The following is a 23,819-nucleotide window of genomic DNA, read 5'->3' as shown; positions in this document are numbered from 1 at the left end:
CAACGCTCCTCCACAGGTGGGCAGGACGTGCTCCGTTGCGGCCCTCTCCACCTGCGTTCGCCCACGCCATGGCGTGCCGAGCCGATGGTTCAGCACTTCACCGGACCCGCGGCCCGGCAGTTCCACAGCCCGATCATCCGGACTCGCGGATCACCCGCGACCGAACAGGGAGAACTCGATGACCGCTACCGCCGGAATGACCCCGGACACCGTGCTGAAGGTCGGCATGCGGCCGGACGCCTCCGTGCTGAAGCTCGGGATGCGCCCGGACGCCACCGTGCTGAAGGCCGGCATGCGCCCCGACGCCCCCAGCCTGAAGGTCGGCATGCGGCCGGACGCCTCCGTGCTGAAGCTCGGGATGCGCCCGGACGCCTCCGTGCTGAAGGCCGGCATGCGCCCGGACCGCGCCCTCGTCGCCGTCTGACCCGCGGCTGAACCACCCCTCGTCGTGCTCCGGCGCGCCCGCCCGCGAGGGCGCGCCGGAACTCGGCCCCATTCATCCACACCGTCTCGACTGGAGGACCTGATGAGCAGTCCCGCCGTCGGCAGGACCCGCAACGGCACCGGAGCCTCCGGCCCTGTGCGCAAGGCCCTCGGGCAGCAGCTCATCGGCGACCTGGAGAAGCTCTGCGGGCGCCCGACCATCGGCCTGTGGGACGTCGCCTGGGACCTCTTGGCAATCGCCGCCGCAGTGCTCGCCGGACACTTCATCGGTCACGTCGCCGGCCCCCTGCTTGCCGTCTGCTACATCGGGGTGCGCCAGCGCCACCTGTCCAACCTCGGCCACGAGTGCGTGCACTCCAAGCTCATGGCCACCCGCGACGCCAACCGGATCATCGGCTACCTCCTGACCGGCCTGCTCGGCGAGGGCTTCGAGCCCTACCGCAGCAGCCACTACGTCCACCACGCCAAGCTCGGCTGGGACGACGACCCGATGTTCCAGTCCTACCGCGCCGGCAACATCCGCGCCGCGGGCCGGGCGCCCAGCCGCCGCGGCTTCGTTCTGCGGGTCATCGTGCGCAACGCGCTGTGGCGGCTGCCGAAGACCGCGGTGCTGTCCCTGGTCACCCGCGCGCCGGGGGAGACCAGGCGGGCCCTCGCCACCCGGGCCGTGCTGTGGGCCGGCGTCGTCGCCGCGCTGTGGCCCGTGGGCGGCGTGCCGTACCTCCTGCTCTACTGGCTGCTCCCCCTCGTCCTGGTGCGGCCCGTCGTCACCTGGATCACCGATCTCGGCAACCACGCCGGGCTGATCGAGAACGGCGACATCCTCCTGCAGACCCGCGGCTGGACCTCCCACTGGCTCACCCGGCACCTGCTCGGCGGCCACCTCGACGACATGTTCCACCCCATCCACCACTGGTGCCCGCAGATCCCCTGGCGGCGCCTGCCCGAGGCCCGCGCCCTCACCGCGCAACACCTGCCGCGCTTCGGCGAAGTGCCATGGTGCTCCGGCTACTTCTTCCGGCGCCGTGCCACCCCCGACCAGCCGTGCGTGATCGAGGACATCATCACTCGGCTCGACGCCCCAGCCGCCTGTACCCCGCCCCGGCACGCCTCGGCCGCCTGACCTTCCCCGCCCGACCTCCGAACCCCGAACGGCAACGCCCACCCGCCGCGCACCCGTGCGCCGGAGGCCGGGGCGCGCCGTCGCCCGCCGCCGAGGAGGCGGCCCATCATGCCCCAGCCCGAGCCTGCCTCGCCGCCGGCCCTGAACAGCTTCGACGAGTTCACCCGGCTCGACGAAGTCGTCCTCGGCCGCGCCGAGCACTACGACGCCCACCACACCGACACCTCGTGGCGGCTGTTCCTCTACGACAACGTCGCCCCGGTCCTCGGTCAGCACACCACCCCGTCAGGGGAAGAGCTCCTGCCGATCCCCACGCAGCTGGTCGACGAGCTCAACGAAGACATCGCCGGCCTGGCCGACGCCCTGACCGGATGCGGGGTGAAGGTCCTGCGGCCCGCGGCACCCGGCAAGGACGTCGACATCCGCTCCCTGCACTGGGACGCCAGGGCCACCCCGCCGCTCAACGTCCGCGACCAGAGCATCATCCTCGGCAACACCATCGTGGAGACCGCGCCCCACGTCCGCGCCCGCATCTTCGAGAACGACCTGCTCAAGCCCGCCTTCTACCGCTACTACCAGGACGGGGCGAACTGGCTGAGCATGCCGCGCCCGGCCCTGGCCCGCGACTCCCTAGACACCTTCTACTTCACCCGCCAGAACCTGGACGTCAGCCGCGCCACCGACGGCGAGAGCGCCGGGGCGATCGAGGGCCTGGGCCTGGAGATGGTCTTCGACGGTGCGCAGTGCATGCGCCTGGGCCGCGACGTCCTGGTCAATGTCGCCAACCACAACCACGAACTCGCCCTGCGCTGGCTCCGGGAGAACATCCGCGACTTGCGGTTCCACCGCCTGGACGCCATGGCCGACAACCACATCGACAGCGTCCTGGTCCCGCTGCGCCCCGGCCTGATGCTGCTGCGCTCCCCGGCCTACCGGGAATATCTGCCCCAGGACATGCAGTCCTGGGACGTGATCTACGCCCCCGCGACCGACGACAGCAACTTCCCGGACTACAGCGACCTCGGCTTCGTCATGCCCATCGGCAGCCGGTACATGGACATCAACCTCCTGTCCATCGACGAGAACACCGTCGTCGTCAACTCCCTCTACCCGGAGCTGATCGAGACCTTGGAACGCCGCGGGTTCACCGTCGTCCCGGTCCGCCACCGCCACCGGCGTCTGTTCGGCGGCGGCTTCCACTGCTTCACCCTCGACACCGTCCGCCGCGGCGGCCCCGAGGACTACCTCAGCTAACCCCGGCACCCCCGCAACGCCGCTCTTCCGCTTCCGGCCCCGGCAGCCCGCCCCGACGTCAGGAGACCCCCGATGGACACCGCCTACCCCTGGCCGCCCGACCAGACCTTCTGGACCGGCACCTTCCCCGACCACACCACCGGGCGGACCACGCCCTTCCTGTTCAAGGGCATCATCCCCGCCAGCGCGGCCGAACCGGACGACGTCCTGACCGGATTCGAGGCCATCCGCCGGGCCCACAACGCCGGCACCGACATCAAGGCGCACGCCCGCGTCTACGTCGGCGAGGACCGCCGCGACGACCTCCTGCCCCAGGTGCTGACCGCCCCGTCCTGGAACGGGGGCGTGGACTCCTTCGTGCCCTGGATGCAGAACCTCGCCAACGCCGAGCGGTTCTCCCTGGTCATCAACAACCTGGAGACCGTCAGCCCCGCACTCGCCGCCGGCCTTGGCACCTTCCTCAAGACCCTCATCGACGGGTGGGGCCTGCCGCTGGGCGGCGCCGAACAGGTCGCGTTCGCCGGGAACTACGCGGGCACCGCCTTCGGGATCCACGAGGGCTACGAGGACGCCTTCCTCGTCCACCTCGGTCCGAACGCCAAGAACTTCTACTGCTGGCCCGCCGAGACGTACGAGAAGCTCACCGGCGGCAAACAGCCCACGTTCGGCGACTACCGCGCGCTGCTGGAGGAGGCCGAGCACTTCCTACTGGAGCCGGGCGACGCCCTCTTCCTGCCCCGCCGGGTCTTCCACGTCGGCACCCAGGACACCTTCTCCGTCTCGGTGGCCATGCCGCTGTACACCTACCCGTACGCGCAGATCCTGCAGAGCCGCATCATCCCGGACGTCCTCGCCGACCTGGCCGGCGGCGGGCCCGACGACCCGCTCAACGAGCCCTCCGCGATGGCGGACACGGCCGCCGGGCCCGGCGCCGTCGCCGACCGGCTGGCAGGCGTCGGCCGCGAACTCCTGCACTTCGCCGCCGACCGCGTCCGCAGCGCGGCCCGCCAGCACGCCGAGCAGCGGTGGGCCACGCTGCAGAGCAACGGCGGCTGGGAACTCGTCGAGGGCGATCTCTCCCGCCGGGAAGCAGCGGACGCCTTCGACCCCGAGCAGGTCACGCCGGGCGCCGAGATCCGCCTGATCGCCCCCTACCAGGTGACCACCCTGCTCGACGCCGATGGCGACTCCCACCAGGTCCTGCTGCGCGGACACCAGCCGGGCGTCGCCCTCGACAGCGCGGGGCTGAACCGGGACACCATCACCGCCCTCAACAGCGGCGCAACGATCGCCCTCCCCGACAAGCCGGAACTCCTCACGGCCGTCCGGGCCCTGGGAGCCACCGGTGGCCTGCACCTGATCCCCCGCCCCGCCGACATGGAGGAGACCGACGCGTGACCCCCGATAACAGCCTCATCCAGGCATATCTCAAGGCCAACCCCGAGACACAGAGCGCCATCAACGGCACCCTCCTGGGCCGCTTCACCTCCAGCAAGGCCCTCGTCACCGCGCACCTGGCCCCACTGGTCGACTGGGCGTACGAGCGGATCGCCGAGAAGGTCGGCGCCGCCGACCTCAACGAACGCCAGGCCCGGATGTACATCGAGGAGCTCTCGGTGTTCGCCCGCTACAACGCCCAGTTCCTCAAGGCGGCCGCCACCGCCGTGGAGGGCTACTGCCCCGAGCTCGCCCACGAGCTGCGCCGCAACCACCTGGAGGAGGGCGGCGAGCGCGGCAAGGTGCCCGCGCACTACGTCCTCTACACCAACGCGCTCCTGTCGGACCTCGGCCTGCTCGTCAACGGTCACGTGCCCGCCCCCGAGACCGAGACACTGGTCAACCTCCACCAGTGGATGGTCGGCTCGCACATGCCCAGCCACATCGCCGGCGCCTACTACGCGACCGAGGCCGTGGCGATCGCCGAGACCCAGATCCTGCGCGACATCACCAACCGCTACGGCGAGCTGACCATCGGCCGCAGCGGCAGCGAGCTCAAGGCCCTGCACCACTACTACGACCTCCACCTCGACGAAAGCCACGAGGCCGCCCAGGTCGGCGGCATGAGCGTCGAGGCCGCCCACATCGAGGGCCTGGCTAGGTTCATCAAGCAGAGTGAACTCTTCCACATCAACCTGCCCCAGGCCCTCGATGGATGGCTGACGATCAGCGAGGGGATGACACACTGGTGGGCTCAACTCGCCCACCGCGCCTCGGAGATGTACTGATGAACGCCACCCCCGATATCGTCGCCGCAGCCCAGGAGCGCTCCGGCGGATGCCTGTGCGGACAGATCCGCCTCACCGTCAAGGGCGAGGCCATCTACCCGCACACCTGCAGCTGCCCGCACTGCAAGAAGCTCGGCGGCGGCCCGGTGATGTGGTGGGCCGGCTTCGCCCCCGAGGACGTCACCTGGACGAACGGCGTCGAGCCGACCTGGTTCACCACGTTCGAGGGCGAGGCCCAGCGGGGCTTCTGCCCGAACTGCGGCAGCCGCCTCGCGGCGATCGACAGCGATGTTCCCGAGCTTGGCATCGTCGTCACGGCCCTGGACGACACCAGCGGGGCCGATCTCGTCCCCATCAACCAGTCCTTCCGCGATGACGCTGTGCACTGGCTGCCCCAGGTCCCCGACACCCAGAAGAAGAGCCCCGTCGGCTGACACCCGCGAAACCTCCGGGGGCGGCAGCCCTGACCTGCCGCCCCCCGGACCCGCACCCTCCTGGGACCGTCTGCGCCGCGTCCAGCTCGCCGTCCGACCCGTCCCGCACACCAGGAGACACCATCGTGCTCACCCCGCACGCCACCAGCGAGTACGGCACCCTGCACCACGTCGCCATGCGCTACGCGAGCGACATCACCCCCGACCTCGACGGCCCCGACCTCCACCCCGTCCTGATCCGCCCAAAGACCACCAGCTCCTGGAAGCCCTACGACCCGGCAACCGTACGCACCCAGCAGGACACCCTGATTAACCTGCTCCGCAGCCGCGGCACCACCGTGACCCTCCTCGACGCCGCGCCGGGCTGCCCGGTCCAGCACTACCCCCGCGACATCGCCTTCGTCATCGACCACGTCCTCGTCATGGCGCGCCTGAACTCCGCGCACCGCCGCCCAGAGGCCGACGCGCTCACCACGCTGCTGACCGGCGCCCCGCACATCGCCCACCTGGACGAGGGCACCATCGAGGGCGGCGACGTCGTCCTCCACACCGGCACCGTCCTGGTCGGCCTCGGCGAAGAGACCTCCCCGGCAGGCGTGGGGGCGCTGCAGCGCGCGCTGGCCCACCACGGCGTCGACCGCGAGGTCCGCCCGGTCCGCTTCGCCACCCGCGGCATCGTCCACCTGGACGACCACTTCACGATCGTTGCGCCCGGCATGGCGCTCATCCACCACGGTGTCTTTCCACCCGCCGAACTGCGCTGGTTTGAGCAGCACTTCGACCTCATCGACGTCACCGACGCAGAGGCGCGGGCCGTCCAGGCCAACGTCCTGGCGATCGCTCCGGACACCGTGATCGTCGCCGCCGGCAGCGACCGCATCACTACCCAGCTCGCCGCACGCGGACTCGATGTCCTCACAGTCGACTACCGCGAAGTCACCCGGATCCCCGGCTCGCTGCGCTGCACCACCCTGCCGCTGTCCCGCGCCTGATCCACCCCGTCCCTGCCCGGCCGCCGCGCCGCGCCGGGCGGTCCTTCGCCCGACTCCTGGAGCTGACGTGTCCGACCCGCTGTTGCCCGTGCTCCTCGCCGTTCCGGTCGTGGTCCTCGTCTGCCAGTGCAGCGGGCGTGCTGTACGGGTGCTCGGCCAGCCGCCGGTCATCGGCGAAATCCTGGCCGGGATCCTGCTCGGCCCCTCGCTGCTCGGTTGGCTCGCCCCCGCCGTCCAACATCGCCTCCTGCCGCCCTCCGTGCTGCCCATCACCTCCACCCTGGGCAACCTCGGTCTCCTGGCGTTCCTGTTCCTGATCGGACTGGAACTTGACCTCTGCAGCCTGCGCACCACTCGCCGCGCCGTGGCCGCAGTCAGCCTCACCGGACTCCTGCTCCCCGTGACTCTCGGCGCCGCACTTGCCGCCGTCCTCTACCCGCACTTCGCACCCGACGGCGTCGGCCGGCTGCCGTTCACCTTGTTCGTCGCCGTTGCCCTGAGCATCACCGCCTTCCCGGTTCTCGCCCGGATCCTTGCCGACCGCGGCCTGGAGACCACCTCCCTGGGCACGTTCGCCCTGGCCTGTGCTGCCACCAATGACGCCCTCGCCTGGTGCCTGCTCACCGCCGTTGTCGCCCTGGCCACCTCCGGCACCGCTCTGTCGGCCCTGACCACCCTCGCCTTGACCGCGGCCTTCGCCGCCGGCCTCACCCTCATGCGGCCTCTGCTGCGCGCCCTGGTCGAGCGTGCCGGCTGCATCGGCGACGAACTCGTCCTGGCGCTCCTCTTCGCCGGGCTGTGTCTCAGCGCCTACGCCACCGACCAGATCGGCGTGCACCCCGCCCTCGGCGCCTTCCTGTTCGGCGTCACCGCACCCCGCGACCTTCTCGCCATCGAGCGCACCGCCGCACGCATCCGCGCCGTCGTCCTGCCGCTCCTGCTACCACTGTTCTTCGTCGACACTGGCCTGCACACCGACCTCTCCACGCTGCCGGCCGGACAGTGGGGCTGGGAAGCGGCGATCCTGGCGGTCGCCGTTATCGGCAAGTGGGGCGGCGCGACCGGCGCCGCCCGACTCACGGGCTCCGACTGGCGCTGGGCGGCCGCCGTCGGCACGCTCATGAACTGCCGCGGCCTCACCGAACTCGTCGTGCTCAGCATCGGCCTCCAGACCGGCGTCATCCGCGAGCCGCTATTCACCCTCATGGTGGTCATGACCGTCATCACCACCGCAGCTACCGCCCCGATACTCAGGCGTTTAGCTGGCGACGACCCGAGGATGACCCCGCCGAAAACACACGACGCCTCCGCGCGTAACCCCGCCCACGAAATGACCGGATGACCCAGCCCCAACCCCGGTCTTGCCAAGCCGTCTCTGCCTAGCGGTAGTTTGTTACTGACTTCGGCTGGTCAGGGTGACGTTGGGATGTCGAGGGCGAGGCCGGTGCCCGTTATGAAGCCGTCGAGGTTGTCGGGCTGGTACTGGAGGCGTTTGAGTCGGTTGCGGACGAGGGCTTCGAGTCGGTCCAGGGCCATGACGGCGAGGTTGGTCAGGCTGCGTTTGACGTGGGCCCATACCCACTCGACGGGATTCAGGTCGGGTGAGAGCCGTCCCGAACGCCGGCCGCTGACCGTCACGACGGGTGTTCGGCCGCGCCGGCCCCACGTCCGTCCCCGGGGCGGCCGTCGGGTGAAGCCGGCTTCGTCCTCGAAGCAGACGTAGCCCCGGCAGGCCGCCCGGGTCCTTTTACCTCCGCCCAGGTCACCTCCCGCCACACGCTCACGGCCTGCTCGTCGCGCTCGGCGACCCGCCGGGCGGGCACCTGCGGGGAGAACCCGAGCCGGTGCATCAACCGGGTGGCACCCGAGACGCTGTAGGAGACGTGGAACTTCCTGCCGATCAACGTGGCCACCCTCGATGCGGTCCACACCTGGTCTTCCACCCAACCGTGAGCGGCCGGCCCCTCCTCCAGATACGTGGCCAGCTTCTCCAGACACCGCGGGGACAGCCGGCACCGGCTCCCGCTCGGACCGCGGGAGGCCAGAGCCTGCACACCACCGTCCCGCCACAACTGATGCCACTGATAAGCCGACTTCACGCTCACCCGAAGCCGACGTGCAACTTCCGATGGCTTGACCATCTGCTCGAACAGTTCAGCCGCCTGCATCCGTACCGTCTCCCGGCGCTGACGTCCCGCAGGAGTCAGCCCGCCCCCATCCGCATATCTCACACACCACGAATACAGCCACCCGCCCACGCCCATCAGCGACTTCGCAAGGATTCACCCCAACGAGCTGAAGTCAGTAATCAGGGCGGTAGAGGTTGATGGGTTTCCCTGTGGTGACTGCGTCGATCAGTGCCTGTAGTTGGTTGGGGGGTGGTTTGTTGGACCATGCCTGCCACCAGCGCCGTAAGGTGATCGACGGAGTCAGCCAGCTGCGGACTTGGCGAATCGCCTTGGGCCAGCAGGGCGGTTGGGGCTGGTGGGAAGCGGGTGGTCCCCCTCTCTGTCCGCTCGTTGCGGCGGTTGGTTGCGTCGGTTGGAGACTCCGATGGGGGTTCGGGTGGGTCTGGTTGGTCGAACCAGGTGTCCCAGCAGAAAGAGAACGCGCAGTTGACCAGGGTCTGGTGGCGCCGGATCGCGATATCGGAGCGTACTTGGAAGTCGGCCCAGCCGAGTTCGTCCTTGACTTGTTTGTAGCTTTGCTCGATCCAGTTGCGGACGGCGTAGATGCGGACGACTTCGGCGAGGTCGGCCGGCGGTTGGGGGGTGTCAGCCGCCCGCGGGCCCTGTGGCCGGGGCAGGTCGGTGGCCAGGTACCAGGTGCCCTTGTCCGGCAGTGTGGCCGGATCGGTGGTGGCCACCACCAGCCGTGTCGTCCCGTCTGGGCCCCACCATCCCAACGTGGCGTCGGCGGCCCACCAGGTAGCGGTGTGTCCGTCGCGGAAAGTGCGGGTGACCGGGCTCCAGTCGCGGGGGTCGTCCGGACCGTTCCACGCCAGGCTCCGGGCAGCGTCGAGAGGGGTGTACGCCTGGTCGCCGTAGGCCCACACCCCGCGACGGCGTTTGAGGGCCATGACGAACGGCACCCCTGCCTGGCTCAGTTCGCCGCGGAAGGCGTCCACATCGCCGTAGGCGCAGTCCGCGACCGCCGCGCGGAACGCGATGCCCGCGGCCTGCGCCTGGCCTGCCAGGGCGGCGGCGATCCGCCATTTGGTGCGGAAGGCTGGGTCGTTCTTGCCCTTGGGGAAGTGGTGGGCCGGGGTGTAGGGCACCGCGTGCAGTGGGTAGTACATGCGCTCGTCGGCCCACAGAGTGGTCACGGTGACCACACCGTTGTCGGTCTTGCCGTACCGACCCAGCCACTGGTGGCCCACGTGTGCGGTCGCTTTCCCGTCCTTGCGGTCGCCGGAGTCGTCGATGACCAGCACACCCTGTTCGTGCGGCGCGGTCGCCGCGTCGTCCAGGAGAAGTTCCAGGCGCCGGTCGTTGATCCGTTCGCAGTCCCATGTCGACTCCGACAGGAAGAACTGCAGACGCTGCACGGCCCGGTGCTGGGCTCCGACGACCGGCTCGGCGCCCGCCAAAGACGTCAGTGTCTTGTTCCGATCCCGCGGTGCGAGCACCCCTGTCAAGTACTGCCGGAATCCTCTGCGTTGAGCCAGCGTGCCGAACAAGTCGTCGAAGCGAGCGGCATAGCCTTCCAGCGGACCCGGCGCCGGCGGACACGGAACACGAGCGGTCATGGCACCACACCCCCTACAAGGAGCAATAGCGCAGACACACTCCGCCGTCAACAAACCACCGCTAGTCGGTAGCGACCACTGCGCCCTCGCCCACGCCGGCAATCACTGGGCGTGCCCCCGGCGATGGTCGCTCCCGCACCTCAATTCCGGCCGTGATCATGGAGCTTCCTGGGGAGAATCTGGGGAGTATCACGGCCGCTGGGGAGCGCGTGGGGAGAATCAGCTGCATAAATCAGCACGAGGCTGAAAGACGGAGAATTACCCTTGCGGCACACTTCGGCTGAACGGCTGGCGCTCGTCGATCGCCCTGGTGCTGGCCCGTGTAAGAGGTCGAGCAGGCACCAGCCCCCAACGCCACTCCCCCTTGCCCCAACCCGCTGACCTGGACTAACGTCCGCCCAACCGATACCGCTTTCCTCAGAACCTCGCAGGGGCAAGGTTCGCCGTCCCCTCCTGGGTCACGGTCGACACCCAGGCGATCGGCCGCGGCACGACCGTGGCGGTCAACAGTTTGTAGAAGTCATTGCGGGGCATCTCGGCAGGATTGAAGTCAACTCGCATGGTGATCAGTATCCATCTGAGAGGGCGCGGATTCTACGGGGGATCCGCAGCATCGCCCAGTCGCGGGGTTCGACGGAGAGTGCCCGGTATCGGAGCCATCGAGCACCAGGAGCCGACACCGCGCCAGCAACCGCCCTCACCATCGCCTGGGAGGACTTCGAAGTCCCCGCACACGCCCGCGGCGGACAGGTCACCCTGAACCTCCACGACCACCTCGCCACGTACGCCCCGAAGCGCCCAGGCACCTAACTCCGCATCTCCTCCGACCGCTTCGACTTGGAGGCCGGCGTCGACCGCCAGCTAGAGGATGCCGAAGACAGCCGAACCCGCCTCGGCTGGGGTCCGTTCTCCAAGATCTACCGGGAGAACGACACCTCCGCATTCAAAAAGCGCAAGATCGCCAAGCCCGACGGCACCATCGACTGGGTCGTCCTGCGGCCCGAGTTCCGTCAGCTCCTCGCCGACCTCACCCTCGGCGTGATCGACGGCGTCATCTTCTACGACCTCGACCGCCTCGTGCGCCAGCCACGGGACCTCGAAGACCTCATCGACACCGTCGAGTACGTCAAGCGTCCGGTGACCGCAGCCACCGGCAGTCGGATGAACCTGATCAACGACAGCGACCGCCACATGGCTCGCATGATGTGCGTGATGGCGCTCAAGTCCTCGGAGGACACCGCGCGCCGCGTTGCCCGCCAGCACCTCTCCGCCGCCCAGAACGGTCAGGTCCAGGGGCGGATCGCCTACGGATGGGTGCGTAAGGGAGAGCGCAAAGGGCAGCTGGTTCCCGATGAGGCCGACCTCGTCACCCGCATCTTCCAGGACTTCCGGCCGGCGAATCCGCGTACAGCATCGCCAAGGCGTTCAACTCCGAGGGGATCGAGCCACCTGCGGCGAAGACCTGGCCCTCCACCATGGTCGCCAAGATGCTCCGCAACCCGCGATACGCGGGCATGGTCTCCTACGCAGGTCGGCACCGTGTGAACGCGGTCACAGCAGGGGATGGTTGGACCCTGGTGCTGTTCGACGAGCACGGGCGACCGTTGCTCGGGGCGTGGGAGCCCATCGTCACTCCCAAGAACTGGTCCCAGGTCCAGTTCGAACTGCAGCGCCGACGGCAGAAGGCCGGCATCAAACCGGGAGAGTCGGGTGCGACGCCGGTCGTCAGGTACTTCCTCTCCGGCATCCTGCGCTGCAACAAGTGCCACCGCGGTCTCGTCGGGCACCGCTACAAGCAACGCAGGACCGGGAAAATCATCCGCAACTATGAATGAGCGTTTTCCAACCTCAGGCTGATGCGTGGTGAAGGACCAGGACGGCTGTCACGACGTCGGTGATGCGGTTCGTGCTGCAGCGAAGCTTCCGAAGGAGACGCCGGCCCTTGAGGGTGGCCATGGCCTGCTCACCGACGCAGCGGTTCTTGGTGTGGGTGGTGTTGTGGCGGCGGTTCCATCGCTTGAGACGGCGGCCTCGGAACGGAACCCGGACGGGCCCGCCGGCGTCTTGATACGCCTTGTCGGCCCAGCATTTGAGTCCCGCGTCGGCAAGGGCTTCGGTGATCCCGTGCCGCCTGGCGGCGGTGAGGTCGTGGGTCGAGCCGGGCAGTGCGGGCGAGGCCCGCAGCAGACGGCCGAACGGATCATCGGTGGGGACCTGGACGTTCTCTCTGTGGCGTTTGTGTTTTCCCGAGTAGTACGGGGTGTCGGTGGCGATGCGGTCGATCGGCAGCAGGGTGCCGTCGAGGATGAGGAACGCCTTCGCCCGGATCGTCCTCATCGCCTCGGCCAGGGACGGGGCGGGGGCGGACAGGACCTCGACGGCTTCCCGTATGTAGCGGAAGACGGTTGCGATTCCGATGCCGAACCCGGCGGCGAGCTGGGCATAGGTGTCACCGCACCGCAGGTGAGCCAGGGCGAGCAGGGCCTGGCGTGCAGCGGAGAGACGTTGCCACCGCGTCCCGATCTCCTGCCTCCTCACGGCCGGTTGCCCCGTCAGGAACCGCAGAGTGCGGCTGGACAGATCGATCGAGGACGGATAGGCAAGCACACGAAGCTCCTGGCGGGCACGGGTGATCTTGGTCGAGAACCCGTCTACCAGGAGCTTCACCCTTGCGCAGGACCGTCCAACTCGCGTCAGCAACGCCAGCTTGGAAACGGCTCAGTGCCAATCGGGCGCCGTCTCAACCGCTGGCAAGGTGAGCGGAGGACTGCCCACCCCTCGGTAGAGCAGCCACAGATACGGCAGGCGCCCGTAATACGAGGACGGATCGACACACTCGCCCTGCTTGGAGCACGCCTCCTCCCGAGCTTCCAGCTCTACCGTGTGCCACACCGAAAGCCGCAGCCCCCGGATACCGCAGTCCAGCAGAACCGTTTGCTCCTCGCTGCGCCACCGAACGGCGAGGCCGGCGGCGGCACCGCCGTACAAAGTCGGCGGCCCTATCCGCCTGATCACAGCACGCAGTACCTCCCCCGCCGCGGCCGTACGCTGCTCGGCAGAAGAGCTCTCGCTCTGATCGCGCACGGTGATGGGAGGGCTCTCAAAGTCACGCTCCGAAGGGCGGCGGTGAAGCTGCTCGGCCAGGTCCACCACTTCCGCCAGGCTCGACTTTTCTCCCATATAGCTACTTTTCCCCAAATGCCCCATATGGCAATGCGGAGCGCTGGCCAGGCAGCCGGCGTCGCGAGCGGGGAAGCCAGCCCTCGCCCACCAGCTTCTCGAGCCGCTCTACCAGCGCGCCACTATCCCCCCTCGCCCAGGTAGCCGCCCGCGTACGCGACGCCGGCACCCCTACCGAGTCACGTAGTACGCCCGCAGGGCGGCTTCGCTGCCGGATCCGATGGCCGTCATGATCCGCTGGAAGCGGGCCGACCGCAGATCACCAGCAACGACGATGCGCGGGTGTTGATCGGAGGGCGGACAGTAGCCGGCGGTGTCACGGGCAAGGTCGCCGGGCGGGGCGGTTGGGGCGCTGCCGAGGCTGAGGAACGCGGCATCGGCGGAGACGGTTTTGCGTTGCCCGTCCCGGCTCTCCATGTCGGCTGTGACCGTTGGCCCTTGTGTCGGATGCATCGTGACGTGTTGGACGGGGAGGAGCGTGACGCGGGGGTCGTCGCGGATTTCGTCGACCTTGTAGTCGTCGTTTGCCGGGTATGCCACGAGGAGTTGGGTGTCGGTATCGGGGTGGGCGCGTAGGAAGGTCCCGATGGGGCGGTCGCCGCCCAGGACGAGGAGGGTCCGCCCTTCGGCATTGATCGGTTCCTGCCACAGCGGGGGCAGGGTCAGTTCCGGTGGGGCGGTGATCCAGGGAACATCGCGGGGTTGGAGGGGGCCGACGCCGGTGGCGAGGACCGCGTGCGGGGCGGTGAGGCGGACGTCGGTGTCGAGGGTGATGGCGACGTGGTGGTCGAAGGCGCGGATCTGCGTTGCGCGGCGCCCCAGTTCGAGGTGACACAGCGGTGTGCGGGCCAGGTCCTTCGCTATGGAGTCGGCGAGATCGGGGCCGTTGCTGTGTCCTCCCAGGACGTTGTTGAGCGCGGGGATCCGGTGCAGGTTTCGGCACAGGACGTCGTCCTGCTCGACCAGCACGGAGCGCATGCCGACGCCGGCCGCGGTAAGGGCGGCGGCGCAGCCCGCTGGGCCTCCGCCGATGACGATCAGGTCGACGTCGGTGTCGGTGGTGTGCGGGGTGTTCGCTGGGGTGGCGGCCATGGGCTTATTCCAGCACCGATACGTTGCAGGGTGTGGGGATTTGGGCGATCACGTGGTCTTTGGTGACGAGTTGCCCTGCACCGATCAGGCGGCGGGCGACGACCAGACCGGCGTCGTGCACGTCGGGGCCGGCGTCGCTGGCGCAGGCGTCGGTGATGACCGTGGGTGCGTAGCCGAGTTCGAAGGCGTCTGCGGCGGATTTCAGGACGCAGCTTTCGGTGGCGATGCCGCAGAAGACCAGGTCGGTCCATCCCTCGCGATGGATCAGGTCGGTGGCTTCCGGGGTGAAGAGGGTGTAGCCGGTCTTGTCGAGGGTCGCGTGGGCGTTGGCGGCGGGGCCGACGAGTTCGGGGACGATGTCGGTCTCGGGCGGCCCTTGGAGGCGGTTCCACTGGAAGAAGCGTTCGTAGGCGCTGCCGGGGTGGTTGAAGTAACGGGTGAAGAGCACCGGTCGGCCTGCATCGGACCAGCGGGCGACAAGGTCGCACACCACGGGGACCACATGGCGACTGTGGTGGTTGACGAATCCGTTCTGCAGGTCGATCACGACCAGCGCTGCACTGCCGGTGTCCATCTTCTGCCTCCTCGCTCGCTGTTCATCCCATACTCTCGCGTAGCGCCTCCTGTGCGGCCCGGAGGCGTTCGGCCAGGCCGCTGGTCCTCATGATTGCCTCGCGCATGAGGCAGTGCTGCGCGGTCTCTTGGGCACGGGCCGTGGTGAGCCGGGAGTTGGCTGCTCGTAGGAAGCGCCAGCCATAGCGATCCGGCGTGGAAGGATCACTCCCCTCTTCGATCCGTTGCTGGATGTGGTGGGTGTAGCACCACAGAGCCTGAACGATCAGTTCACAGCTGACGAGCTCTTCGACGGTGAGGCTGCGCTCCTGGGAGAGCGCAGCGTAGGAGACACCGGACCAGCCGGCGTATCCGGTGGAGACACCGCGTACGCCGAAGGAGACGATGTCCGGGTGGTCGAAGCCCGTGGCCAGGAGGGACTCCTCCACGGCGCCGTCCAGGGGCACGGGGCCCCCGGGGGCGCTGCGGTCGACCAACACCGACGGGGTGGACAACAGACGCATCGCGGTGTCGTACTGGCTGCCGATCCACGGGCCGGCGGTCAACCAGTAGAGCGACAGGACGTATTCCGGGTTTGGCCCGTGCGGGTGATGTTCGCCGAGCAGGTCGTGGATTTTCGCCCTTGCCCACGGCAGGTCGGAGGCGTAGGAACGGTAGCGCCATACGGCGAGTTCGGTGAGGGAGGCCGGCTTGCGGGGCTGAAGGATGTGGAACACCACGACTCCGCAGGCGAAGACGTGGAGGGTGCACGTCGGCGCATGTGGGTGCGCGACGATGGCCGAGCACGACTCCAGCCAGTCGGGCGGTGTTTCCCCGGTCATCTGGGTGCGTAGCCGGTGTGCGCGGTCGGAGCCGATGAATACCGGTAGGAACTTGTGGGAGTCGACGCTCATCTCGGCGGCGGCCGATGGCCCCGGGCCGCTGACGCCGAGGGCGTCGGCGAACCTCGCTCTGGCCTCGTCCGGAGCGCGGGCGAGACCGGTGTCGAGGACGGACTGGGAGGCCGCGCGTGGGCGGTAGCTCTCCCCACCTGCCTCCCAGTTGGAGATCGCGCGGTCGCTGATTCCCAGGTAGTCGGCGAAGTCGCGGATGCCCATCCGCATTGCCTCGCGAAACAGCCGGGTCTCGCGTCCGGACCACCGCTGCACCGTGACTGTGACCACTGCTTCTCTCCCCCTGTCGCAGTCCCAACATAGGTGCCGAACGGGCAGCGTAGCGGGGTTTGTTCGGCAGTTCTTCGGCGATAGTGCAGCACTTCTTCGTACCGTTCCCGACCCGGTGTCCTCCATGCTTGGTGCCTGGTCGGAGAGCGACGTTCCCCCGGCGCAGAGTCCGCGGTTGCGGTGACCGCTCTCCCTCGAACCACGTACTTCGTCAGAAGGAGTCATCGACCATGGCCGACATCATCAAGCGGAGCGCTCGCGCAATCCTCCTCGACGGTGACGAACTGGTTCTGATCAAACGGACCAAGCAGGGCCGGGATCCGTACTGGGTGACGGTCGGCGGCGGCGTCGAGGAAGAGGACGCGACGATCGAGGACGCTCTTCGTCGCGAGGTGTTCGAGGAACTCGGCGGCACACTGGAGCGCGCCGAACTCGTCCACCTGATCACCGATGAGCTGGAGGGCGGTGTCGGCATCCAGCACATCTTCGCCGCCCGCCTGGTGTCCATGGACCTCGCGGTCCGGACGGGCACGGAGTTCTCCAAGCCGGAACGGGGCGGCTACGAGGTCGTCCGTATCCCGTTCACCGCGCAGGCCGTTCGCGGCACGAACCTGATGCCGCCGGAGCTGTCGCAGTTCATCGCCGCGAACACCGACGCGCTGGCCTCCGTCCTCGGCACGCCGCTCCGCAAGGCGTGAAGCCGATGCGCTGCCTGCCGGACTTCCTGAGTCTCAACGGTCCTGACAACGTGGGTAAGACGACCCATGTGCGGCGGCTCGCGGAATGCCGGGACGGCCTCCAGGTGCTCGGGGCGGTCCATGAACACGACCCGGAGCCATGGGCGCGGGTCGCGGCCGGCGACTATGCGAGGTGGTGGTTCGAGACCTCGACGACGGCTCAGCTGACCCGCATGCTGCTGGCGAGTCACGCCAAGCGGGCCGATGCCCGCGAGCCCGACCGGACGGGGCTGCTGGACCGGGGCTTTCCGATGCTCCTGGCGGTGTCGGCCGCGACGTGCGCGGTCAAGGACGGCCTGAGCGTGGGAGAGGCGCTGGACACCGTGGCCGGGCTTGCCGGCACGGCCAACGTCCCGGCGGAAGTCTCCATCCTCCTCCTGCCCTCGCGTGACCCCGACCGCAGTTACGCGATCACCAGCGCTCGTGAGGGCCGCGCCTGGACCGGGATCTATCCCTCGTACCAGATGACGCTGCACGCCGTCCTCCGCCACCAGGCCGACCACGACGTTTACACGGCTGTCGTGGAGTGCGAGGACCGCTCGCCGAACGACGTCCACGCCGAGGTGCTCCGCCACGTCGGTGCTCACCTGCCCGTGCCGCCTCCGAGGAACTGGAGCACGTGATGACGCACAGCCCACCCCCTTTGGTACTGCCACCGCGGTTGACGCGCGCCGTCGAGGCGCTGCAGGAGAAGGACTACCGTCGCCTCGATGACGCCGTCACCCGCCTGCATACCGTCAACGCCCATCTCTGGGACACCGAGGACCAGGTCCGCGACCCGAACCTGACCGCTTCCCAGGTGGCTGACTGCAAGCGGGCGATCGATCAGCTCAACGCTGAGCGGAACGCGTTGGCCGAACGCGCAGACGAGGTGCTCGCCACGCTGGCGGACGAAGGGCGCGCCGATGCCCCGCTGCACACCGAGACGCTCGCCTCCGTCGTCGACCGGCTCTCGGTGCTGACCTTGCGGATCTGGCACAGCGAACGCGCCGCGAACCGTGACGAACTGGCCCGCCGCCGCGTTCCCGCGCTACACCAGCAGCGCGAGGAGATGTGCGCCGCGCTCGACGCGCTGGTCACCGATGTCGTCTGCGGCCGACGGCGCCTTCCCATGCCTGCGCGTTTCAAGCTCTACGGCAGGGAGGATTCCGAAGCCACGTCGGTCACGCCCAGCCCTCGTCTGGCCAGAGTCGTCGCGTTCGGCGGGTTGAGCGAATGCGGCAAGAGCACCAGTGCGGAGTTCCTGCGGCGGACCTGCGGCGCTCAGCGTTTGAAGATCGGCTATCTCTTGCGTCAGGCGGCCCACCGTAAGGGCCTGGCAGATCCCTATGCTCTCTCCGCTCGACGCCAAGCCGAGTTGCTTGTGGGCGAGTTGAACTGCTTTGCCGAGGCGCATGTGGACACGCGGCTGATCACCATCGAGTCCGTGCACGACGACGCCTCGATCGGTGAACTCAAAGTCCTCATGGGCGACCGGCTGCAGATCGTCTACCTGGATGCCCCGTTCACGGTGCGAGTGGCGCGCTCGGGCATGCCCGCCCAGGCCGTCGCCGCCAAGGATGAGATCAAGCTCAGCCGCGGAGCTCATCAGGTCGCCGCCGTCGCCGACCACGTCATCAACAACTCCGGCAGCATCGCCGCGCTTCGCGCCCGGCTCCAACAACTTGCCGATCCCGCCGGGCCCGTTCAGCTCCGCATCGCCACTCCGTACGGCCTGGGCCTGTCAGCTCCGGTTGCGTCCGCGACCGCCGACTTCGTCGATGCCCTTCGGTCCAGCGGCCCGGCGGTGCAGCTGGTGGCGTTGACCGGGAGTCCGGGCGAGGGAGCCTGGATCGCCGGCTGGTCCGACCTGGACCTTCTGGTGGTCGCCGAACACGACGCGAGTAGCAGGGTCACCCAGGCGCTGAAGAGCTACGGGGCAGCGCTGGACGGTGCGGCAGCGCTCGGCCTCACCCTGGTCACCCCTGGCGAGCTGACTGCGCGGCGCCTCACCCCTCGGCTGGCGTTCGCCTTGCACCAGCTCCAGCAGGGGCAACCGGTTCTGCACCATGCCCCCGATCTGCAGCTGCCGGCCATCACAGCGGACGAGCTCGCGTTGGCCGCCGTTCGTGAGCTCCCGCAGGTGATTCTCACCATGCGTCGCCTGCGCGCCGAGGCCGGCCCGGACTTGCTGCGGCAGCTGTACAAGCACCTCACGCTCGCCTGCCGGCTCCTCCTGCGCGAGCAGCATCACTGGACGAGTGGCCCCGACCGCATCCTCGCCGCGGCGTCCCGTCTGCCGGACCTGCCCGCCTTCTCCGTGCCGTCCCTGGCGGAGGTCTCCGCCGCCTGGCGCGACGGCCACCGGCAGCAGTCCCTGCCGCCGGTCATCGCGGGCGTCGACCAGCTGCTGGCCTGGTATTCCACCCAGCTCGCAGCCTGACGCCATCGCGCCGTTCCCGCTTCGCACATTTCCCTTTCCGCTCCTGCCCGGGACTTCGCCATGCCTGAAATCCTTTCCGCACCGTCTTTCAACGCCCGCATCGTCGAGCGCCTCGGCGTCGGGCCGACCAGCCGGCGCGAACGCGTCATCCATTCCCTGGACGGACTCGAATCCCCCGTCTCCCCCAACGCCCTTGCCACCGCAGGCGCCGATCTGTGGGCACGTGTCCAGCGCCAGGTGGCCGGACTCGGACCCGTGGATTTCCTCCTGGGCCTGGACGCCGGCGGCATCCTGCCCACCGTCGCCCTCGCCCCCGCAGCGCAGCTCCCCTACAAGATCGCCTGGAAGCTGCGTCTTCCACTCGACGGCGCGGTCCGCTTCAGCGAACCGCACGCCATGCGCACCGACGTCTACGCCTACGGCATCGGCGCGGGCCAGCGGATCGTCCTGGTCGATGACGAGGTCACCACCGGCAGGACGTTGGCCAACCTCAGCGAGAGTCTGCGTGAGGCCGGTGCCCTGCCGTTGGCCGCCGCGTGTCTGGTGGAGGACACCAGTCGCGGCGCCCGTGCCCTCCTCGACGGCCTCGGCATCCCGCTGGTCGCCCTGGCCACGATCGAGGCGGCGGCATGAACACCGACCTCGGTGCCGGGGCGGTGTTCCACTCCGGGTCCCACCGCACCCCGTCCACAGACGTCCACACCACACCGCTGGGATACGACCGTGATGCCCTCCCCGTAGGGGCTTCGCTACCTCTGCCGGCCTCACTCGATCTCGCAGACCGCCTGAGGCGATGCGGCGAAGTGAAGGTGGCCTTCCACGGGAAGCTCGGCGACACTCTCCTGGCCCTCTCCGCTATCCGCGCCCTCACCGACTGGGCCGGCCTACAGTCCACTCCCCCTCTCGTCCGCGCCACCGGCCCGTACGCCGACCTGGTCATCCGCGCCGGTCTGGCAACCGAGAACCAGACCGCACTGCCGGACAGCCAGCGTGTGGTGATCGGCGACCGGCCCGGAATCGAGGCAGCTGCCACGGGAGCTGCGGCGACCGTGGTGTGCGATCCGGCGGGTCCGCCGTGCTGGTCGGCGGACGGGAAGGCGCACCCGGACCTGCCTGCCCGCTACTACCTGGCGTTGGAACGTCGCCTGGGTATCCGGCTTCCCGGCACCACGCCTTTCGCCCCCACGCTGGCCACCCGATCGAGCAGCTTGGTGGAGCAGTTGCAGGCTGCGGGCTGGTTCACCGGGCTGACCATCGCCGGCATCACCGCAACCAGTTGGCCTGAGCGCAAGGACTACACCGCGGACCGCTTCACCGAGGTCGCCGAGCGCATCGCCGAGGCCCGGCGCTTCCCCGCCCAACTGCTCCTGATCGGCGGCCAGGACGGGGACGGAATCCGCGCCACCGCCGCTGAAGGTCCCCGCCGCTTCGTCAACGTGCTGCGCTTGGACGGTGTGCCGGCGGCTCACCTCGTCGACCTGTTCCCGCACTGCGACCTGGTCGTCGGCAACGACACCGGCCTGACCCACCTCGCCGCGCTGGCACGCAGGCCGGACGGCGCAGGCCCGCCGGTCGTCGGCCTCTACGCCCGGCACAGTCACAGCAAGTGGCGCAGCGGCCGGCCCAACCACCACGCAGTCGCCACCGACCTGTCCGACCGCATGCACCAGGGCGACCTGTGCCCCGTGCGCGACGTCATCATCCCGGATCCGGCGGACCTCCACCTGGAGACCCTCACCCCGGCTACCCTCGCCCGGCTCTGCGTCGACCTGCTCGACGGAAGTGGACGATGAACACACACCGAGTGACAGTCGGCCCGCTTCGCCGTTTCACCCGCAACCTCCTCCTGCCCGTCGACTGCCTGGGCCAGCAGCTGCTGGTGAAGTACACGCGCTCCCCGGCCGAGGCCCGCGCCGAGATCCGCGGCCACAGCCACCTGGCCTCGCACTACCGCGTGCCCGCCCTCCGCGCCCGACTCCGGGTGCCAGGCGGTTATCTCCTGATGTACGAACGGCTTCCCAACGGTCCTGACCACGGGCTCCTGCTCGACCTCCTCAACGCCCACGAACCCAGCAACGAACTGCGCGCCTATCTGCACCAGCTCACCACCACGTACCGCAACGTCATCCTCACCACCGCGGCACGAACCGATCCAACCGACGTCGTGCGCAAGTTGTACTGGGATCGTGCCGCGCCCGGCGGTCGGCTCGACGCCTACTACCGCGGGCGAGACTTCCTCGTCGCCCCCGGGATCATCAACGTGCCGGTATCCCAACTCTGCACACACACGCTGGACATCAACGGTCGACGGCATCGTCTCGACTGGTTCGCGACTCTGCGGCGGTTGCGGGACTGCTTCGCGGCCTCCGAGCCCGTTTGGGCAGCCCTGACCCAAGGAGACCCAACCGACGTCAACCTCGCCCATCCCCTTGCTTGGTTGGACTACGACACCGCCGGCCCGAACAGCATCCCGGGTGAGTTCGCGAACTTCCTGTGGTACACCTCCGCCCTGGGCGGATGGCTCGTCCCCACCTACAACCGGGCCGCGTTCACCGACCATCGGGCCACCTTCGACCACGTCGCAGCCAATACCCCGAAGATCCAGCAAGCCACCCTCGACGCCACCGGCCGCACGATCCGCATCGACTACGTCCCGCGCCTGTGCGCGCCGAGGCGAGCCGCCGTCACCGCCTACTGGCAGGACCTCGTGCTGCCAGTAGCCGAGCGGCTCTGGCCCAGCGTCGACCTGGCCGAACCGCTCCGTCCATACCTGGCCATGCGGATTCTCGCCGTCTACAACCTTGCCGAACTGGCCGCTGAAGACCGGCTGTTGCTCCTGGCCCGGCTGGCCGAGGCCCTGAGCCCGTCCTTCGATCCCGCCACCTACTTCGCCCCGCTGGAGTCGGCATGCCCAGTCCACTGAACGGACGTACCGCTCTCGTCACGGGGGCCACCGGCGGCATCGGTACCGCCATCGCCCAACGCCTCGCCGCAGACGGCGCCGCCGTCGTCGTCGCACATCTCGGCGAGCACCAGGCTGGCTCCAGCCTCGTCGAACAGATCACCCACAGCGGTCGGAGGGCCGTCGCGCTGGAGGCCGACCTCCGCGACCCCGAGCAAGTCCGACGTCTGTGCCAACAGGCTGCGGAACAGCTCGGCGGGATCGACGTCCTGGTCAGTAACGCCGGCGCCTACCCCCGCGTCTCGTGGGCCCAGACGATCCCCAGTGCCTGGCAGGAGGGGCTGGAGACCAACCTCACCAGCCACTACCTCCTCGCCCACGCGCTCACGCCCGGCATGACCGCCAGCCGGTGGGGGCGCATCATCACCATCGGCTCAGTCCTCGCCGCGGCCGGACGCCATGATCTGAGCGCCTACATCAGCGCGAAGGCCGGCCTCGAAGGACTCACCCGCGCCCTCGCCCGCGAACTCGGCGCAGAGGGCATCACCGCCAACGGCGTGGCGGCCGGCTCCATCCGTGTTCCCGCCGAGGACTCCGTCGTCCCCGACCCCGTCGCCATGACCACCCGACAGCTCGCCCGCCAGTGTGTCCCGCGCCGAGGCCGCCCCGAAGACGTGGCCGCGGCCGTCGCCTTCCTCGCCTCCGACGAAGCCGGCTTCATCACCGGCCAAACCCTGCGCGTGGACGGAGGCTGGATCCTTGGCTGAGGTCTGGCTCATGCGCCACGGTGCCTACGAAGGGCACCGCCCCGGCCACCACGCCCCCTTCGACGCGGCACTGACCCAGGAAGGGCGCCGTCAGGTTCACAATGCCCTGCCTCTCCCGGACGGCATTGCCGGCATCATCACCAGCCCCCTCCCCCGCGCCCGTCAGACCGCCGGCCTCCTCGCACTCCTCACCGGCCTTCCCCTCCTTACCAGCACCGCGCTACTGGCGGAGTGGCGCGCGCCCAGCAGCGTCCTCGACCGTATCCCGGACAACTACCCGCCCGACTACCGAACATGGCGCAACCGCCGTCTCACTGAACCAGACCTGCGCTTCGAAGACGGCGAGAGCCTCGCCGACCTTCACACCCGGGCAGCCCGCTGCGCCTGCTTCTTGCGCCACGCCGCTCGCACACACGGCTCCATCCTGGCCGTCTCTCACAAACTGATCCTCGGAGTGCTGACCCGCCTCCCCGAGGGGCCCACCGCCTTCGCCACCGCGACCACCGACCCGTGGCACTTCGCTGAACGCCGCCGTTTCACGACCCCCTGGTGCGCCCAGGCAGACAATGCGCCAGACATCGAGGTCCATCGAGCCAACAGCCGTCCGCTCCCTGACGTTGGTCTTGATTCCAACAAGACCAACCGTTACGGCGAGGTGGGCTGATGCGGCCTATCTATCACCCCGCGGGTGCCGACGACGAGCTTCGTTCCGCGGTCACCGACCTGCGGATCGGCCGATGGCTGTCCCTCCCCTCGTAGCGTG

General features: G+C 69.0%; 26 protein-coding genes and 1 pseudogene. 18 read left to right on the top strand and 9 right to left on the bottom strand.

What is annotated here, in order from left to right:
- The first annotated feature begins 178 nt into the window (after positions 1 to 178).
- From CG747_RS44200 to CG747_RS44165, 8 genes are all read left to right on the top strand, one after another.
- Entirely contained in the window at positions 179 to 424 is a 246-nt protein-coding gene (locus CG747_RS44200) for a hypothetical protein (protein WP_257981173.1), read from the top strand.
- Between the two features lie 102 nt (positions 425 to 526).
- The gene (locus CG747_RS44195; protein ID WP_100607534.1) at positions 527 to 1,567 is read left to right on the top strand and encodes a fatty acid desaturase; all 1,041 of its coding nucleotides are present in this window, start codon (positions 527 to 529) and stop codon (positions 1,565 to 1,567) included.
- 108 nt (positions 1,568 to 1,675) lie between these two features.
- Complete coding sequence (locus CG747_RS44190; RefSeq protein WP_100607533.1) at positions 1,676 to 2,821, top strand: inosamine-phosphate amidinotransferase 1; 1,146 nt, start codon at positions 1,676 to 1,678, stop codon at positions 2,819 to 2,821.
- Between the two features lie 72 nt (positions 2,822 to 2,893).
- A complete protein-coding gene (locus CG747_RS44185; protein WP_100607532.1) occupies positions 2,894 to 4,219 on the top strand; it encodes a JmjC domain-containing protein in 1,326 nt (441 codons plus the stop codon).
- Positions 4,216 to 5,046, top strand: coding sequence for a DUF3865 domain-containing protein (locus tag CG747_RS44180; protein ID WP_100607531.1), 831 nt, complete (start codon positions 4,216 to 4,218; stop codon positions 5,044 to 5,046). The genes CG747_RS44185 and CG747_RS44180 overlap by 4 nt, the downstream gene beginning before the upstream one ends.
- On the top strand, positions 5,046 to 5,480 hold the full coding sequence (locus tag CG747_RS44175) for a GFA family protein (protein WP_100607530.1): 435 nt from the start codon (positions 5,046 to 5,048) through the stop codon (positions 5,478 to 5,480). The genes CG747_RS44180 and CG747_RS44175 overlap by 1 nt, the downstream gene beginning before the upstream one ends.
- Positions 5,481 to 5,605: 125 nt before the next feature.
- Positions 5,606 to 6,472, top strand: coding sequence for a dimethylarginine dimethylaminohydrolase family protein (locus tag CG747_RS44170; protein WP_100607529.1), 867 nt, complete (start codon positions 5,606 to 5,608; stop codon positions 6,470 to 6,472).
- A gap of 67 nt (positions 6,473 to 6,539) precedes the next feature.
- A complete protein-coding gene (locus CG747_RS44165; protein WP_100607528.1) occupies positions 6,540 to 7,814 on the top strand; it encodes a cation:proton antiporter in 1,275 nt (424 codons plus the stop codon).
- A 68-nt stretch (positions 7,815 to 7,882) separates the two neighbouring features.
- On the opposite strand, the gene CG747_RS51240 is transcribed toward CG747_RS44165, so the two are convergent.
- The 4 genes and pseudogenes from CG747_RS51240 to CG747_RS44145 form a co-directional block, all read right to left on the bottom strand.
- Complete coding sequence (locus tag CG747_RS51240; protein ID WP_100607527.1) at positions 7,883 to 8,110, bottom strand: transposase; 228 nt, start codon at positions 8,108 to 8,110, stop codon at positions 7,883 to 7,885.
- Complete coding sequence (locus CG747_RS44155; RefSeq protein ID WP_107490354.1) at positions 8,107 to 8,703, bottom strand: winged helix-turn-helix domain-containing protein; 597 nt, start codon at positions 8,701 to 8,703, stop codon at positions 8,107 to 8,109. Before CG747_RS44155 ends, CG747_RS51240 begins: the two co-directional genes overlap by 4 nt.
- Before the next feature lie 77 nt (positions 8,704 to 8,780).
- The gene (locus tag CG747_RS44150) at positions 8,781 to 10,220 is read right to left on the bottom strand and encodes an IS701 family transposase (protein WP_100607525.1); all 1,440 of its coding nucleotides are present in this window, start codon (positions 10,218 to 10,220) and stop codon (positions 8,781 to 8,783) included.
- Positions 10,221 to 10,640: 420 nt separating this feature from the next.
- Positions 10,641 to 10,781, bottom strand: a pseudogene (locus CG747_RS44145) (flavin reductase family protein); the annotation flags it as partial.
- A gap of 255 nt (positions 10,782 to 11,036) precedes the next feature.
- Here CG747_RS44145 and CG747_RS44140 point away from each other — a divergent pair.
- Positions 11,037 to 11,765 (top strand): recombinase family protein, encoded by a 729-nt coding sequence (locus CG747_RS44140; RefSeq protein WP_257981176.1) that lies wholly within the window; start codon positions 11,037 to 11,039, stop codon positions 11,763 to 11,765.
- Entirely contained in the window at positions 11,660 to 12,055 is a 396-nt protein-coding gene (locus CG747_RS44135) for a recombinase family protein (RefSeq protein ID WP_257981175.1), read from the top strand. Before CG747_RS44140 ends, CG747_RS44135 begins: the two co-directional genes overlap by 106 nt.
- 13 nt (positions 12,056 to 12,068) lie before the next feature.
- On the opposite strand, the gene CG747_RS44130 is transcribed toward CG747_RS44135, so the two are convergent.
- The 5 genes from CG747_RS44130 to CG747_RS44110 all read right to left on the bottom strand — a co-directional run bounded on the left by CG747_RS44130 (position 12,069) and on the right by CG747_RS44110 (position 16,228).
- Positions 12,069 to 12,827 (bottom strand): transposase family protein, encoded by a 759-nt coding sequence (locus CG747_RS44130; protein ID WP_100607522.1) that lies wholly within the window; start codon positions 12,825 to 12,827, stop codon positions 12,069 to 12,071.
- A 111-nt stretch (positions 12,828 to 12,938) separates the two neighbouring features.
- Positions 12,939 to 13,400, bottom strand: a complete 462-nt coding sequence (locus CG747_RS44125) for a hypothetical protein (RefSeq protein ID WP_100607521.1) — start codon at positions 13,398 to 13,400, stop codon at positions 12,939 to 12,941.
- Positions 13,401 to 13,571: 171 nt separating this feature from the next.
- Entirely contained in the window at positions 13,572 to 14,492 is a 921-nt protein-coding gene (locus tag CG747_RS44120; RefSeq protein ID WP_100607520.1) for an FAD-dependent oxidoreductase, read from the bottom strand.
- A 4-nt stretch (positions 14,493 to 14,496) separates the two neighbouring features.
- Entirely contained in the window at positions 14,497 to 15,066 is a 570-nt protein-coding gene (locus CG747_RS44115; protein ID WP_100607519.1) for an isochorismatase family cysteine hydrolase, read from the bottom strand.
- 22 nt (positions 15,067 to 15,088) lie between these two features.
- A complete protein-coding gene (locus tag CG747_RS44110; protein ID WP_257981172.1) occupies positions 15,089 to 16,228 on the bottom strand; it encodes a DNA-binding transcriptional regulator in 1,140 nt (379 codons plus the stop codon).
- 230 nt (positions 16,229 to 16,458) lie between these two features.
- On the opposite strand from CG747_RS44110, the gene CG747_RS44105 reads away from it, so the two are divergent.
- The 8 genes from CG747_RS44105 to CG747_RS44070 all read left to right on the top strand — a co-directional run bounded on the left by CG747_RS44105 (position 16,459) and on the right by CG747_RS44070 (position 23,720).
- Complete coding sequence (locus tag CG747_RS44105) at positions 16,459 to 16,926, top strand: NUDIX domain-containing protein (RefSeq protein WP_100607518.1); 468 nt, start codon at positions 16,459 to 16,461, stop codon at positions 16,924 to 16,926.
- Between the two features lie 50 nt (positions 16,927 to 16,976).
- A complete protein-coding gene (locus tag CG747_RS44100; RefSeq protein WP_257981171.1) occupies positions 16,977 to 17,588 on the top strand; it encodes a hypothetical protein in 612 nt (203 codons plus the stop codon).
- Complete coding sequence (locus tag CG747_RS44095; RefSeq protein WP_100607516.1) at positions 17,588 to 19,387, top strand: DUF4254 domain-containing protein; 1,800 nt, start codon at positions 17,588 to 17,590, stop codon at positions 19,385 to 19,387. The genes CG747_RS44100 and CG747_RS44095 overlap by 1 nt, the downstream gene beginning before the upstream one ends.
- 60 nt (positions 19,388 to 19,447) lie before the next feature.
- Positions 19,448 to 20,020 (top strand): phosphoribosyltransferase, encoded by a 573-nt coding sequence (locus tag CG747_RS44090; RefSeq protein WP_100607515.1) that lies wholly within the window; start codon positions 19,448 to 19,450, stop codon positions 20,018 to 20,020.
- Between the two features lie 170 nt (positions 20,021 to 20,190).
- A complete protein-coding gene (locus CG747_RS44085; RefSeq protein WP_257981170.1) occupies positions 20,191 to 21,180 on the top strand; it encodes a glycosyltransferase family 9 protein in 990 nt (329 codons plus the stop codon).
- Complete coding sequence (locus CG747_RS44080) at positions 21,177 to 22,310, top strand: hypothetical protein (RefSeq protein ID WP_100607513.1); 1,134 nt, start codon at positions 21,177 to 21,179, stop codon at positions 22,308 to 22,310. The genes CG747_RS44085 and CG747_RS44080 overlap by 4 nt, the downstream gene beginning before the upstream one ends.
- Positions 22,295 to 23,056: an SDR family NAD(P)-dependent oxidoreductase gene (locus tag CG747_RS44075; RefSeq protein ID WP_100607512.1), complete on the top strand. Its 762-nt coding sequence runs from the start codon at positions 22,295 to 22,297 to the stop codon at positions 23,054 to 23,056. The genes CG747_RS44080 and CG747_RS44075 overlap by 16 nt, the downstream gene beginning before the upstream one ends.
- On the top strand, positions 23,049 to 23,720 hold the full coding sequence (locus CG747_RS44070; RefSeq protein WP_100607511.1) for a histidine phosphatase family protein: 672 nt from the start codon (positions 23,049 to 23,051) through the stop codon (positions 23,718 to 23,720). Before CG747_RS44075 ends, CG747_RS44070 begins: the two co-directional genes overlap by 8 nt.
- Positions 23,721 to 23,819: the final 99 nt, after the last annotated feature.

This window comes from Streptomyces sp. CB02959 (genome assembly GCF_002803155.1).
Lineage (GTDB): Bacteria > Actinomycetota > Actinomycetes > Streptomycetales > Streptomycetaceae > Streptomyces.
The sequence above is the reverse complement of the archived record's forward strand: the minus strand, read 5'-3'. Positions and strand labels throughout refer to the sequence as shown.